Source organism: Haloterrigena sp. KLK7 (assembly GCF_037914945.1).
Classification (GTDB): Archaea; Halobacteriota; Halobacteria; order Halobacteriales; family Natrialbaceae; genus Haloterrigena; species Haloterrigena salinisoli.
The window spans coordinates 3,142,622-3,156,532 of sequence record NZ_CP149787.1 but is presented as its reverse complement, the minus strand read 5'-3'; the positions used below and the strand labels follow the sequence as shown (position 1 = coordinate 3,156,532).

The 13,911-nt window shown below is 63.2% G+C and carries 11 protein-coding genes and 1 pseudogene; 8 read left to right on the top strand and 4 right to left on the bottom strand.

Translation table 11 applies throughout. From position 1 onward, the window contains the following. The first annotated feature begins 595 nt into the window (after positions 1-595). The 3 genes from WD430_RS15620 (at position 596) to WD430_RS15610 (ending at position 2,369) form a co-directional block, all read left to right on the top strand. The gene (locus tag WD430_RS15620; RefSeq protein ID WP_339103346.1) at positions 596-967 is read left to right on the top strand and encodes a toxin transporter; all 372 of its coding nucleotides are present in this window, start codon (positions 596-598) and stop codon (positions 965-967) included. A 24-nt stretch (positions 968-991) separates the two neighbouring features. Next, complete coding sequence (locus WD430_RS15615; protein ID WP_339103345.1) at positions 992-1,357, top strand: toxin transporter; 366 nt, start codon at positions 992-994, stop codon at positions 1,355-1,357. A 373-nt stretch (positions 1,358-1,730) separates the two neighbouring features. Then, a complete protein-coding gene (locus WD430_RS15610; RefSeq protein ID WP_339103344.1) occupies positions 1,731-2,369 on the top strand; it encodes a hypothetical protein in 639 nt (212 codons plus the stop codon). Positions 2,370-2,434: 65 nt separating this feature from the next. Here WD430_RS15610 and larC read toward each other — a convergent pair. From larC to WD430_RS15590, 4 genes and pseudogenes are all read right to left on the bottom strand, one after another. Next, positions 2,435-2,760: pseudogene (gene larC / locus WD430_RS15605) on the bottom strand (nickel insertion protein); the annotation flags it as partial. 249 nt (positions 2,761-3,009) lie between these two features. Next, positions 3,010-4,806 carry a glutamine--fructose-6-phosphate transaminase (isomerizing) gene (gene glmS / locus WD430_RS15600; RefSeq protein ID WP_339103343.1) on the bottom strand — a complete coding sequence of 599 codons (1,797 nt, stop codon included), beginning with the start codon at positions 4,804-4,806 and terminating at the stop codon, positions 3,010-3,012. After that, positions 4,806-5,324, bottom strand: a complete 519-nt coding sequence (locus WD430_RS15595; RefSeq protein WP_339103342.1) for a sugar phosphate nucleotidyltransferase — start codon at positions 5,322-5,324, stop codon at positions 4,806-4,808. Before WD430_RS15595 ends, glmS begins: the two co-directional genes overlap by 1 nt. A gap of 475 nt (positions 5,325-5,799) precedes the next feature. Continuing rightward, positions 5,800-6,471: a hypothetical protein gene (locus WD430_RS15590; RefSeq protein WP_339103341.1), complete on the bottom strand. Its 672-nt coding sequence runs from the start codon at positions 6,469-6,471 to the stop codon at positions 5,800-5,802. A 612-nt stretch (positions 6,472-7,083) separates the two neighbouring features. On the opposite strand from WD430_RS15590, the gene WD430_RS15585 reads away from it, so the two are divergent. Genes WD430_RS15585 through WD430_RS15565 form a run of 5 tightly spaced genes read left to right on the top strand, consistent with a single transcriptional unit; the run spans position 7,084 to position 13,810 of the window. Beyond that, complete coding sequence (locus WD430_RS15585) at positions 7,084-8,364, top strand: nucleotide sugar dehydrogenase (RefSeq protein WP_339103340.1); 1,281 nt, start codon at positions 7,084-7,086, stop codon at positions 8,362-8,364. 4 nt (positions 8,365-8,368) lie between these two features. Continuing rightward, positions 8,369-9,424 carry an NAD-dependent epimerase/dehydratase family protein gene (locus tag WD430_RS15580; RefSeq protein ID WP_339103339.1) on the top strand — a complete coding sequence of 352 codons (1,056 nt, stop codon included), beginning with the start codon at positions 8,369-8,371 and terminating at the stop codon, positions 9,422-9,424. A 3-nt stretch (positions 9,425-9,427) separates the two neighbouring features. Next, positions 9,428-11,029 (top strand): glycosyltransferase family 2 protein, encoded by a 1,602-nt coding sequence (locus WD430_RS15575; RefSeq protein ID WP_339103338.1) that lies wholly within the window; start codon positions 9,428-9,430, stop codon positions 11,027-11,029. 2 nt (positions 11,030-11,031) lie between these two features. After that, positions 11,032-12,336 carry a polysaccharide deacetylase family protein gene (locus WD430_RS15570; RefSeq protein ID WP_339103337.1) on the top strand — a complete coding sequence of 435 codons (1,305 nt, stop codon included), beginning with the start codon at positions 11,032-11,034 and terminating at the stop codon, positions 12,334-12,336. Positions 12,337-12,352: 16 nt separating this feature from the next. Beyond that, complete coding sequence (locus WD430_RS15565; protein WP_339103336.1) at positions 12,353-13,810, top strand: endo-1,4-beta-xylanase; 1,458 nt, start codon at positions 12,353-12,355, stop codon at positions 13,808-13,810. The last annotated feature ends 101 nt before the right edge of the window (positions 13,811-13,911 follow it).

Here is a 13,911-nt window from a genome sequence, read left to right as displayed (position 1 = left end):
AGCGCCGGAGACGGGGGCCACCGCGCTCGAAGTCGGCTGACCCGTTACCGTCGCCGGATCAGCGCCTCTCGCGAGATGATCGCTATCGGGAGTGTGCGTGACGATACCGCCATCACGCTGCATCGAAGCGGTGATCGATCGGTCCTCGAGGCCGTCGGACCGCCGATCTCGATGAGCGCACGCTCGTTCACGGCGATGAACTGTTCTCGTCCCAGAGACTATTACGGCGTCGCGACGAAAGTTACAGCCGATCTACACGACCTATTTCGAAGACGGCGCGGGATCAGTTCAGCGGGAAATTCCAGTAGTAGCGAATCTCTATCCCGTTCCGCGTAAATATTGCACTGTTCCAGTTAGATTTCCAACCCGATCTAACGATTGTAACTTTCCGCAATATCGGCTATACATCGTAACCGTTGGGCGGTTTAATACGGAACCCGGCTGTTGTCCCGACTGGGCAACACGGCGCGTTGGACGCTCGAGACGGCCGGATTCGCAGGCTGAGCGACGCGAATCGTTTCGGTGGCTCAAGTGGTGCTCGAGCGTCCATGCGTGTGTGGGTGCCCATTGATCAACCATGAAACGCGCAATCTCGATGCTGCTGGCGATCGCACTGGCGTGTAGCTTCGTATTCGCAGGCGGTGTGGCTGCAGCTGACGACACCAACTCCGGTGACGATGGAGCTGACTCCAGTGACCTGCTCGAACAGGATATTAACCAAGACGCGGACCTCAACCAGTATGCGGAAGCGGAGCTCGAGCAGGAACAGTACGTGTCGCAGTCGAACGTCGGACTGCAGGCCGGTAACGTCGCGTACGCGGACGACGGCGGTGACGCCACTGCCTCGAACTCGCTAGACCAGACCAACCAGAACCAGCAGGTCGGTGAGGTTGAAGCCGAGAACGAAGGCGAAATCGACCAGGAAGCCGAGAACGAATTCGAAGTCGACTTCAGCTGGAACAACTAATCAACAATGAAACGCGCAATCTCGATGCTGCTGGCGATCGCACTGGCGTGTAGCTTCGTATTCGCAGGCGGTGTGGCTGCAGCTGACGACACCAACTCCGGTGACGATGGAGCTGACTCCAGTGACCTGCTCGAACAGGATATTAACCAAGACGCGGACCTCAACCAGTATGCGGAAGCGGAGCTCGAGCAGGAACAGTACGTGTCGCAGTCGAACGTCGGAGTGCAGGGCGGTAACGCCGCGTACGCGGACGACGGCGGTAGCGCCACTGCCTCGAACTCGCTAGACCAGACCAACCAGAACGCGCAGATTGGTGATGTCGAAGCCGAGAACGAAGGCGAAATCGACCAGGAAGCCGAGAACGAATTCGAAGTCGACTTCAGCTTCTAGAGAACCCCGATTTCGGTCAGCTATTTTTTATCGGTCCGGATCGCCGGTGTACTCGCAGTTGTTCCCCCGAGTAGCCGGCCGTAGGTAGTCCGTCGGAAGGGGACACTGGTAACGGTCTAGTCGCGCTCGGAAGCACAGCGAGAACTCGTTCTCCGATCCGGAACCGCGTTCGATCGCGCACGATGTGGAAACGCAGACTTCTAGTAACCCGTCTCAGAGCCGTCCGCTACGGATGTCCCGCGAGTCGTTGGCATCGCTTTCGCCGTCGATTAGCCGACGGATACCGGCGAAACGGTTCCGTTGATTAATAGCCGAATCTGTCGATGAGTCAATCACTGGGGACGGTAACGATCCTCGGGGTGCTAACTGAGATATGAACCGACGAACCGCGATGGCGCTGACGATCGGACTCGCGGCAGCGGCGGTCGTCGCCGTGGGTGCAGCGGCGATCGCTGCGCCCGACGATCCCGCGACCGATTCGACCGAGAACACTTCAGAAAACATGACAGAAACCGAATTCCCGTGGGGCACGGTAACCTACGAAAACGACTCAGAGACCGGTGCCGTCGCTGTCGACGTGACGGTCGAAGCCGAGTCCGACGTCTCGATCTCGACGATGACAGTTCCCGACGCGACGGACGACTATCCGAACGAGGCGACTGCGGACGACGCGGACGTCGAGACGTTCCCGTGGGGGGTCGTGATCCACGCGACTGATTCCGACACCGGTGCGACTGACGTCGACGTGATCGTCGACGCCGACAACGACGTCTCGCTCTCCGTGACGTCGGTCTCCGAGGACGGCACGCAGACGTCGACGTCGACGGTCACGTCGACGAGCGAAACGGATGAGAGCGGCAGCACCAGCGTCTCGCAGTCGACCCAGTCGACGTCGTCGACGACGTCCAGTTCGTCGGTCACCAGCAGTTCGACCGTCGTCACGCAATCGTCGAACGAGACCGACGCCGAATCGATCTCGATCGATCTCGATACCGAGACGGAAGACGACTAACTCGTGCGGATAGACCGCTCCGGTGTGCGGTTTCCGAGCGCCGCTGGTTCCGATTTTCTAGTTCCCTATTCGTCTCCCACCGCTCGCTCCGCTCGGCGAGCGACCTCGCGGATCGGAACGTCGGTCTTTCGTGCGACCTCCAGCGGGTCGTCGAACTCCCCACTGACGTCGTAGACCTCGCCGTCCGCGTCCTTGGTGACCTTCATCGCTACCTCGTAGCTCCCGCCCTCGAACTCCCGCTGGGCGATCCAGCGGGGAATCGCGTTCGCGTCGCGGACGCCCGGCGTACCGGTCTCCTCGGTCGGCCTCGAGCCACGCGCTGGCGATCCGCGGGCTCGCAGAGTACCTTCGCGAGGTGGCCCGGACGAGACTCAGTTATCGTCGCGGGAAGACCGAAACGGTCGGGTCGAAATCGAGGTCGTAGCCGCCACGCCCGACGAACCGTCCCCTCCGTTAGGAGCGGACGTCGTACTCCACGTCGATCGCAGTGGACCGGTCTCTCGGCGAGAATGGCGTCGACGAACCGACGAGGACTCGGTCACGAAATCGGCCGTTGGTGCGCGTGCGTTCGCAGTATCCTCGAGCGGACGCCGCTGGCCGCGGTCGGTCGGCCGTGCAGAGAACCCGCGTCGCCGGCGCGCTATTCGACGGTGACGCTCTTCGCGAGGTTCCGCGGCTTGTCGATCGACCGACCGAGCCGATTGGCCACCCAGTAGGAGAGCAGTTGCAACTGGACGTTCGCCAGAATCGGTGTGAGGCGTCGGTGCGTCTCCGGGATCTGTAAGATGTGGTCGGCGTGACGTTCGATGAGTTCCGGGACGTCCGTGACTGCGACGATCGGCGCGCCGCGGGATCCGACCTCCGTCACGTTTCCGAGCATCTTCTCGGCGTTCGACTCGGCGGTGAGGAGGGAGACTACCGGCGTCCGTTCAGTGACGAGCGCGAGCGGCCCGTGTTTCAACTCGCCGGCGGCGAATCCCTCCGCGTGTTTGTACGTGATCTCCTTCATTTTGAGCGCGCCCTCGAGCGCTACCGGCGCGTTGTAGCCGCGGCCGATGAAAAAGTACGCGTCCGCGTCGACGTGCTCGTCGGCGATCGCTCTCGCCTGTGAGCTATCGAGAATCGACTGGACCTGATCCGGAAGGGCGCGTAGCGCGTCGATGAACGCCTCGGAGGATTCTCCCGTGAGCGCACTCGAGAGCATGGCCAGCGCGACCTGTTGTGAGGCGAACGTCTTGGTGGCGGCGACGCCGATTTCCGGACCGGCGCGGATGTACATCGCGTGGTCCGTCTCCCGAGCGGCCGAACTCCCGACCACGTTCGTCACCGAGAGCGTCTCCGCACCGACGCGGTTCGCGCCGCGGAGCGCGCCGAGCGTGTCGGCGGTCTCCCCGCTCTGCGTGACGCCGACGACTAGCGTCCCTTCCTCGACCGGAATCGACTCGACGTCGTACTCGCTCGCCAGAAAGGCCGTCGCCGGAACGCCTCGTTCCCGAAACAGCCGAGCACCGTAGAGCGACGCGTGGTACGACGTCCCGCAGGCGACGAAGTGGACGCGATCCGGACGCGTCACGTCCGAGAGTTCGTCGATCGAGACGGTCCCGTCCCGTTCTCGCGGTCGGCCGTGGAGACACTCGCGCAGCGAGCGAGGCTGTTCGTGAATCTCCTTGAGCATGAAGTGGTCGTAGCCGCTCTTTCCCGCGTCTTCCGCGTTCCAGGAGACCGTTTCGACCGGCATGTCGACGCTCGTCCCTCGTTCGTCGGTGATCTCGACGCCCGACGGACGGATCGACGCGAACTGGCCGTCTTCGAGATAGATCACGTCGTCGGTGTACTCGAGAAACGCCGGGACGTCGCTCGCCAGGTAGTAGTCGCCGCGACCGATGCCGAGTACGAGCGGCGATCGATAGCGCGTCGCGTAGACCGTCTCGTGGCCGGAGAACACGGCCGCGACGGCGTAGCTCCCCTCAAGCCGATCGATCGCTCGACGGAACGCGGTCTCGGGATCGTCGTTCTGATCGAGCGCCGCCTCGATCAGGTGGGGAATGACTTCCGTGTCCGTCTCGCTGTCGAACTCGTGCCCGGTAGCCTCGAGCGCCTCGCGAAGCTCGTGGTAGTTCTCGATGATCCCATTGTGAACGACGGCGACGCGCTCGCTGCAGTCGGTGTGCGGGTGTGCATTCGCGTCCGAAGGCGGCCCGTGCGTACTCCACCGTGTGTGGCCGATACCCGCTTTTCCCCCGAGTGCCTCGGTCGGGAGCGCGTCCTCGAGTTCCGACAGTTCGCCCTCCCGTTTGTACACCGCCATCGAACCGTCTGCGATCGCGATGCCGGCGGAGTCGTACCCGCGGTATTCGAGGCTCGAGAGCGCGTTCATCAGCACGTCGGACGGGCCCTCGTTCGCCCCCGTTCCAGCGTAGCCGATGATGCCACACATCAGGATCGCACCTCCGTTCCCTCGGCGACGGTCCCGCGAACCGTCGCACCGGCCCGAATCTCCGCGTTCGAACCGACCGCCGCGGCGGTGTCGGAGTCGTGGGCCTCGAGGACGTCTCGGCCGATTCGACTGTCGGCGATCCGGTCGCCGTTGCCGACGAGGCACGTCCCGTCGGCGGCGGGTTCGGTCTCGAGCACGGCGCGTCCGGTACCGAGCTGTTCCTCCTGTGTGACGTCCGTGAGCGCGGTGCCTCGATACGAGGATCCGAAGTACGACTGGACGCGATCGCGGCGATAGCCGACGACGATTTCGGATATTCCGACGTCGACGAGCTGGTCGAAGACGTGCCCGTGAATTGGTTTCGTGGCCGCCGAACGCATCGGTTTCGGGGGGTTCCGAGCGAGCGGCCGCGAGCGGCTTCCCTCCCCCGCTGCTAGCACGACCGCAGCGTGGTCGATGGGACGATTTTTCGATGATCGTGGCCTCGAGTCGAGCGTCGCTGACCCACTGTTTGGCATATTACCGGTCGTCGGTACAGCTGTACTTTTAAATAGCCGATAGTATCATCGGCACAATCCTCAATAGCGTTTGAACACTTAGAATGCGATTACAATGCTCGTGGAAATAGCCTCTCTCGTGTAAACAAACCATCACCACACCCACCGTCGAGACCTTTCGGTAAGGCGGGTGTGGTGTCCGGATTTCTCTCAGTTGAGGCAGCGATCAAACCTCCCTGAAGGTAGTTTTTATTGGCGTATGTCTCGGGAGCATTCCTTTCAGCAGCGTTCATATGTTTCGTTGCGCAAATGGACGATGACTCGTCTATCCGCTGATACGGCTTGTGACGACGCCGTGACCATTGTTGGAAAATAACAGGTTAGTCGCTAACTATCTCGAATTACTCGTCCGAACGGGTACAGCCCCGGACGCGATTCGACGGAGACTCCGATCAATCGCACTGACGATCGAAGGGTCGGTGACGTGGCTGGGTGATCACTCGATTTCGATAGTCCACTCGTCGGCAGCGTCGACCGTCACGTACCCGACTCCGTCGGTGTGAACGGCGGTTACACCGCCGAACGCACCGATAGCGTTGAACATCAGCTCTCGCCCGTTCCAGACGAAGTCGTTGTTCTCCGCGTCTTGCGGGACGACGTCGACGCGGAAGGCCGACTCGGCCTCGTACACCGCTCCGACGGTCGCGTCGCCGTCGAACAGGATCGGACCGATCCAGTCCGTTCCGGAACCGGTGATCGAGACGGGCGGCTCCTCCGCCTCGGTCTCGGATACGCGCGGTTGCCGGAGGGTCAGTTCCCACTGTCCGTCGGCATCGACGTAGAGCGCGTACACGCCTTCTTCGAGAAAGGCGCCGGTCGACCCGTCGAACGGGCCGACGTGACTGAGAAGCCGATACTCCCGGTCGTTTTCGTCCGGAACGGCCCGCACGTCGAACGTCGATGCCCCCTCGTGAATACCCTCGATCACCGTCGGCCCGCCCTCGATTTCGAACTCTTCGGTGACTGTAACGCCGTCGCCGGCGAATTCGACCGGATCCGGTTCTTCGGCGTCGCCGGTATCGTCCTGTCGCGTGGCGGCGATCGGAGTCGCTCCGAGCGCCGCCCCGAGAACGACCCCACTACCGGTTAAGACTTGTCGGCGTCGCATAGGGATGACTCTGAGAATACAGTATTTAGTTCGCTAGGATCACCGGGACGAAGCAATCGAACGCAAACCGGACTCACGCCCGTTCGATTGGCGTATCGATGTCCGAATGATTCCTCGTATCGCGACGCCGTGACTAATTCGACAACGGCCGTGAAGAAACCGGTAGTAATTACTCTCCACCACGAATTCCAGTGACCCAGACAGTAGGCGATTCGGACAGTTGAATCGGATCGCCGGTCGCAGATGGGACCGGTTCGCCGAATTACCGCCGTCGAGCCGGTAGCGGGGTCCGAAATCAGTCCTTTCTCGACTGAATCACCGCTTCCGCGAACGGACTCTCAGAGCTATCAAACCCTCCATATATGGAAGAACTATAGGAATAAAAACCAATATCGGGAGACATGTAATTGTCCTATTATATCTGTTCAGTAGCGCCGAACCATAAGGATCTTTCCGGTTAAAAGAACGATCGTGGTGTTGTCGAATTAAAAAGAGGGAGAATATGCTATGTACCGGCTATTACTTGCGTTCTCCTACAGCTCGTGTCGGAATTAACAGGACAACGGTTGGCGGGCAATAAGTGCGAGTGTAAACCCCGATAGATAGAGAGATATGGATCAGATAGGCATTATCGGATTGGGCTACGTTGGATTGCCACTCGCTACGGCGTTTGCGGACGCCGGACACCCCGTCGTCGGATACGACATCGAGCGGCAGAAAATCGAGCGGCTTCGAGCGAAGCCCCCGATGGTGACCGGAGTCGGCCCCGCGGACCGCGACGAAGGAGGCCCCGAGTTCACCTCGGATCCGGAGCGGTTACGGGATTGCGACGTTATCATCACGGCGGTTCCGACCCCGCTGACGGAGACCTCGGAACCGGATCTCTCGAACGTCCGCTCGGCGGGACGGACGATCGGCGAACAGCTCCAACCGGGGACCACTGTCGTCCTCGAGTCGACCGTGTATCCCGGTGCGACCCGCGAAGAATTCGTGCCGGAGATCGAGCGGGCGTCGGGACTCTCGCTCGGTGACGACTTCGACGCCGGCTACTCTCCGGAACGACTCGTCCCCGGGGAAGAACGCAGTCTCCGCGACAGCGTCAAGCCGGTCAGCGGCCACACGGACGCCGTTCGATCGGAGCTCATGGACCTCTACGAGAGCGTCGTCGACGAACTCTACCCGGCGCCGTCGATCGAGTCGGCCGAGGCGGCGAAGTGCCTCGAGAACGCGCAGCGAGACCTCAACATCGCGTTGATCAACGAGTTCGCGATGGCCTGCCACGGCGTCGATTCGCTGGACTACGAGGACGTACTCTCGGTCGCCGATTCGAAGTGGAACTTCGTGCGATACTCGCCCGGACTGGTCGAGGGGCACTGCATTCCGATCGATCCGTACTTTCTGATCGAACGCCTCGAGCGACTCGGCAGGTCCGCGTCTCTCATGCGGGAGGCCAGAGCCGTCAACGAATCGGTCGTCGATTTCATCGTCGGACTGATCGCCGACGCTCTCTCCGAACGCGACGAACGAATCGACGGTACCAACGAGAATCGCCTCCTCGCGTGCGGGCTCGCGTACAAGCCGAACGCGGAGGACCTCCGTTCGGAAGCGAAACGGCGGTTGTTCGACGAACTGCGAGACCTCGGCATCGAGCCGGTCGGATACGATCCGCACGTCGACCCGGCGGACGCGGCGGCCGCGTTCGACCTCGAGATGTGGTCTTCGCTGGATGAGGGCACCGCCGTCGGCGTCCTCATGCTCACCGATCACGACGAATTCCCTCCGTTCTCGCTCGACGACATCGCGGCAGCGTATCCCGGACGTCCAATCGTCATCGACATCTCGAGAGTATTCGACGACCGATCGACGTCCGACGTAATCTATCAGAGGTTCTGAACACATGACAGCGCACTACGCGTCCCACAGTGACGACGATCGCATAGCTACCAAGACCGCCCCCGCCCAGCGGGATCGACGGGCCCGCGGAATCGGATCGATCGACCGACTCGCCGGTCGACGGATACTCGTCACCGGCGGTGCGGGGTTCATCGGGTCGAACTTCGCGCGCTGGCTCGCTCCGCACGCGCACGTCACGATTCTCGACGATTTCAGGAGCGGTTCGCGGGACAATATCGACGATATCGACGACGTTTCGGTCATCGACGGGGACATCCGCGACGCCGGACTCGTCGGGGACGCGGTTCGCGATCAGGACGTTGTCGTTCACATGGCCGCGATGGCGGGCGTCCAGCGGACGCTCGACAACCCGGTCGATACGCTCGAGGTCAACGTCGAGGGGACCAGGACGGTGCTCGAAGCGGCGGTCGAAGAATCCGTCGATCGGATCCTGTTCACGTCGACGTCGGAGATGTACGGCGACCTGTTCGAACCGCCGTACAGGGAGGACGGTCCGATCGCTCCCAAGACGAACTACGCCGTCGCGAAGGCGGTGAACGAACGGTACGTCAAATCGTACTGCGAAGCGGCCGAGATTCCGTACACGATCCTTCGCTACTTCAACGTCTACGGGCCGAATCAGGACGGATCGACCGACGGCTACGTCGTTCCCAAGTTCGTCCGCCGCGCGCTCGCCGACGACTCGGTCCCCGTCTACGGGAGCGGCGAACAGACGCGGGACTTCACGTACATCGACGACGCGCTGGACGCGACGATCCGATCGCTCGGGCCCGCCGGTCGAAACGAGACCTTCAACGTCGGGACCGGGTACGAGTGTTCCATTCGTCGACTCGCGGAGTTCGCCGTCGACGTCGTCGGTCGCGGCCACATCGTTCACACGGAGGATCCCCGCCCGTACCGAGTGGAACGACGCTGTGCGGACATCACGAAAGCCAGGGACGTCCTCAGATACGCGCCGAGGACACCGCTGCCCGACGGAATCGCGAAGATCGCCGCTGCGATGGAACGGTCGGACCGCCCCCGCGCACGCGAGGTGTAGTCGATGCGGTCCCCAGTGCTGTTCATCCCCGGTCTCTCGGTCATCCTCGGGCTCTACGGCTACCTGGTCAAGTCACCGCTGCCGCTCCCGACCAGCGACGAAACGGAAACGGAGCCGACGGTAGAGGTGTTCATCCCGGCGTTGAACGAAGAGGTGACGATCGGGTACGCGATCGCGTCGCTGACGCGCCAGACCGTGCGTCCGGACGCGGTAACGGTCGTCGACGACGGCTCGACGGACGCGACCGCCGCGGTCGTCGAATCCGTGCGAGAGCAGGTCGACATCGAGATCGATTTCGTCCGGCACACCGACCGGGGAAGCAAGACCAAGCGTCTCAAACAGATCACCCGGAACAGCGACGCGGACAAGATATTCGTCCTCGACGCGGACACCTATCTCGTCAGCGAGACCTACCTCGAACGGGTGATCGCCGCGCAGGAAGCCGAGGACGTGGCCTGTTCGTTCGGGATCGTACAGCCCGATACGCGGTCGACGAAGCGGTCGTTCCACCGCGATAGCCTGGAACCGCTGTTCCCGAACGGTGCCCCAGCCGAGGCGGTCCCGGACTGGATCGAGCGCGATCAATTGGGGCGGGACCGACCGTCGTATCTCGTCACCCGATGGCCCGTCGAACAGTACCGGAGCGTACTGTACGCACTCGAGCAGCGCTTCTTCAAGGAGGCCCAGATGCGGCTGATCAGGACGTCGCTGTTTCCGGCGGGCTGTGGGGTACTCTACGATCGTCGAGCCCTCCGATCGGTGTTCGACGACTTCGAGCCCTCGCTGGGTAACCAGTTGACCAACAGCGAGGACATCTTCATCGGATTCTCGCTCGTCGACCGCGGATTCGCGAACGTGCAGGTCTCGGACGTGACGATGCGGACGGTCGAGCCGACCCTCGCCGCGATGGCGGACCAGGCGTACCTGTGGAGTTCGTCGTTCCTCCAGAGCACGTTCTATTACCGGGTGTTCTCCCGATGGCTCCGATCGCGAACCGGCGACGTGACCGACGAGATCCCCCGCGACGAACCGGGCCTGATCGCGGAGGAGACGACCACCGTCGGGACGGACGGGGGATTTTCGAGTCCGACCGATTCCGGCCGCGTCGGGAATCCACCGCCGGGAGCGAGCCCGGACGAATCGACCGTTTCCTCGAGCCTCCGGGCCGATCGAAACGCGGAGTCGCCATCGGTCGGCGTTCCGACGTCCGCCGATCGCTCGGCGGAGTCGGCGCCGGACCGGGAGGCGACCGCTGAGCGGGACAGCGGCGACGAGGACGACGACTCGGGATGGTTCGATCGACGACGCACGCTCAGTGCGGTCGTCGGTTCGCAGGTCGTCGACGGGCTGTACCCGACCGCGCTCCTCGTCGCCGGACTGCTCTCCGTCTTCGGGCTCTTCCCGATCGAGCTACTGCTGGCGGTCGTCGCCGTCGAACTCGGCCTCTACCTGCTCATCGCGGGACTGTTCGCCCATCGCCAGATAACGCTCCTGTCGTTGCTCGTGTCCGTACCCGTTCGGCTAACCCAGTTACCGGTCGGCGTGTACGTCTACGCGCGGGTCGCGACGGATCTGCTTAGAGGAAAACGAAACTGGAACAAGTGACCATGGAGGCATCACGACGACGCTGCCTGCGACTCGCCTCCGGCGCGGCGGTGGCCGCGATCGGCGGCTGCCTCTCGTGGGGCTCCCCGGAGTCGGACGAGGCGACTCCACCGACCGACGGCGGAGGAGAGGGGTTCTCGTTCGATCCGAACGCATACGAGATCGAGTCGTCGTTCGTCACCGAGCGGTTGCACGCGGGGTCGCCGATCGACGAACTCAACGACGATCCAGACGCGTGGCTCGAGTGGAGCGGGACCGTCCGAACGACCGGCGACGAGAGCGTGCGAGGTGACCGGTCGCTGGTCATCGAGACCGATTACGAACAACAGGAAGGAATCGCTCGAACGGAGTTCGACGAACCCCTGGACCTCACGGACCGAGCGTTCTCGGTCGCGGTGAAGTGGGACACGCGGACCGAGATCAGCGATAGGCTTCCGTTCTCCCTGACGATGTGGGACGGATCAGGCGACGGGATCCGGTTCGCCCAGATGGTCGAGAAGCGAACGCTTCGGGGCTGGCACCGGTACGACCTGGGTCTCAACGCGATCACCGGCGACCCCGACCTCTCGTCGATCGAGGCGATCGACGCGATGGTGTGGACGGGAAACGACGAGGCGCGGGTGTACGTCGACGACTTCCGCACGACGGAAACGGCGTCGGAGAGCTACGTCCTGTTCCACTTCGACGATATCTACGAGGGCGCGTACCGGAACGCGTTTCCGACCCTCGCGGAGTACGGCTACGGCGCGACTGCAGGCGTCATCATCGACGAGCTCGGAGCGAACGAGCACATGAATCAGGCCCAGCTCGACGTCCTCGTCGACAACGGCTGGGAGGTGTGTGGCCACCCGCACGGTTCGCAGACGTTCGCCGAGATGAATCCGGCGGACCTCGAATCGACGCTGCAGCGGTACGAGGACTGGATCTCGGCGCACGGATACGAGAGCGAGTACGTTATTTACCCGTACGGCGAGATCAGCGACGGAAACGTGGGCGTCGTCTCCCGGTATCACGACCTCGCGTTCAAGGTACCGACTGCGGGGTACGGCGCGGGGATCACGTCCCCGCTGCTCTGCGGGCGCGTCAACGGCGAAGCCGTCGACTTCGTTCGGACGATGATCGATCGAGCGAAGCGCTACGGCTGCGTGATCCCGATCATGTACCACGACGTCAGCGTCGGTGACGGACGGGGAATCTCCCGAAGCGAGTTCGACGAGACGGTTCAGTACGTCGACGACGCCGAGAACGTCGAGGTGATCACGACCGGCGACTGGTTATCGTCACTGAAGGACGGTGAGATTCCGTGAATCGAGGGGAGAGACGGTGACGAACGACGATCGGTCGTCGGGGCCGCCCGACCGGCTCGATTCGGACCGCGACGACTCGGCTCGCGGTCCGTTCGACCGCCTCTCGCGGCGCGGCGTTCTCGGTGGACTGGGACTGGCCGGTCTCGGAACCGGTCTCGGCGTCGGCCTCCGGCGGGACGAAGACACCGAGAGCGACGACGGAACGGACGAGGGGAACACCGAACCGGAAGCGGGAGGCGAGAGCGAGGATTCGTGGGAGACCGACGCCGACGAGCGGATCGAGGACCACCGAACGACGTCGCTCGCGGTCGAGGTCGTCGACGAGGACGATGCACCGATCGCGGACGCGGCGGTCGACGTCGAGATGAGCGGGCACGCGTTCGGGTTCGGCACCGCCGTCAACGCGGAGTATCTGGTCGCGGAGTCCGTCCCCGACGACGAGTATCGAACGGCGATCACCGATCTGTTCAACAAGGCCGTCCTCGAGAACCGCCACAAGTGGAACTTCTGGGAACTCCCGGAACACCGCGAACACGCGGAAACGGCGACGTGGTGGCTCCTCGATCGCGGGCTCGAGATGCGAGGACACGCCTGTATCTGGCAGCGTCGCGGACAGGGGGCCATCCCCGACGACGTGATCAGGGCGATGGACGAGGGCGACGCCGACCACGTCGACAACCGCAGCGACGAGCACGTCTCGGCTATCGTCTCGCACCACAGCGGGACGGAGAACGTCACCGAGTGGGACGTCCTGAACGAACAGATCGGGTTCCACGAGATGACCGATCTCATCGACCCGGACGAACCGCCGACCCGCGCGCCGAAGATCCGGGACTGGTTCCAGTTGGCCGCCGACGCCGATCCCGACGCGCGCCTCTATCTCAACGAGTACGACGTTCTCGCCGGCGATAGGGACGATCACCGGGACGCACTCGAAGAGCTCGTGACGTGGGCGGGCGAAACCGACGTGCCGCTGGACGGGATCGGCATGCAGAGTCACCACTGGAAGGCGGACCAGCGGCGATCGCCGACGGAACTGGTGTCGACGCTCGACCGGTTCGCCGAGCACGTCGATTCCATTCAGATCACCGAGTACGACGCGTGGGGTGACGAGTGGACGGAGGAACTCGAGGCGGAGTACCTCTATAAGTTCCTGAAGACGGTGTTCAGTCACCCGGTCGTCGACGGCTTCGTCATGTGGGGCTTCTGGGACGAGATCCACTGGCAGGGCAACGCCCCGCTGTTTCGCGAGGACTGGTCGAAGAAGCCGGCGTACGACGCGTACACGGACCTCGTGTTCGACCAGTGGTGGACGGAGGAGTCCGGACGGACCGACGCGGACGGCCTGTTCAGTACCGACGTGTTTCTCGGCGACCACGACGTGACGGTGCGCGCGGGGGACGCCAGCGAGACGACGCACGTGACGGCCGCCGATCCGACCGCGGAAGAAACGGTTACCGTGCGGATCGGGTGATTGACCCGGGTTCGGTCGACGTGAGCCGTCGGCCGAGAACCGTTCCCACCCGTCCGCACCGGGCCGCGTGTCCGATCGCCCGTGCGACGCCATCCATCGGT

Excerpts from the sequence above, each read along its gene's own strand:
- WD430_RS15620 (WP_339103346.1), top strand. The coding sequence starts at position 596 with ATGCTGCTGGCGATCGCACTGGCGTGTAGCTTCGTATTCGCAGGCGGT.
- WD430_RS15615 (WP_339103345.1), top strand. The coding sequence starts at position 992 with ATGCTGCTGGCGATCGCACTGGCGTGTAGCTTCGTATTCGCAGGCGGT.
- WD430_RS15610 (WP_339103344.1), top strand. The coding sequence starts at position 1,731 with ATGAACCGACGAACCGCGATGGCGCTGACGATCGGACTCGCGGCAGCG.
- glmS (WP_339103343.1), bottom strand. The coding sequence starts at position 4,806 with ATGTGTGGCATCATCGGCTACGCTGGAACGGGGGCGAACGAGGGCCCG.
- WD430_RS15595 (WP_339103342.1), bottom strand. The coding sequence starts at position 5,324 with ATGCCAAACAGTGGGTCAGCGACGCTCGACTCGAGGCCACGATCATCG.
- WD430_RS15590 (WP_339103341.1), bottom strand. The coding sequence starts at position 6,471 with ATGCGACGCCGACAAGTCTTAACCGGTAGTGGGGTCGTTCTCGGGGCG.
- WD430_RS15585 (WP_339103340.1), top strand. The coding sequence starts at position 7,084 with ATGGATCAGATAGGCATTATCGGATTGGGCTACGTTGGATTGCCACTC.
- WD430_RS15580 (WP_339103339.1), top strand. The coding sequence starts at position 8,369 with ATGACAGCGCACTACGCGTCCCACAGTGACGACGATCGCATAGCTACC.
- WD430_RS15575 (WP_339103338.1), top strand. The coding sequence starts at position 9,428 with ATGCGGTCCCCAGTGCTGTTCATCCCCGGTCTCTCGGTCATCCTCGGG.
- WD430_RS15570 (WP_339103337.1), top strand. The coding sequence starts at position 11,032 with ATGGAGGCATCACGACGACGCTGCCTGCGACTCGCCTCCGGCGCGGCG.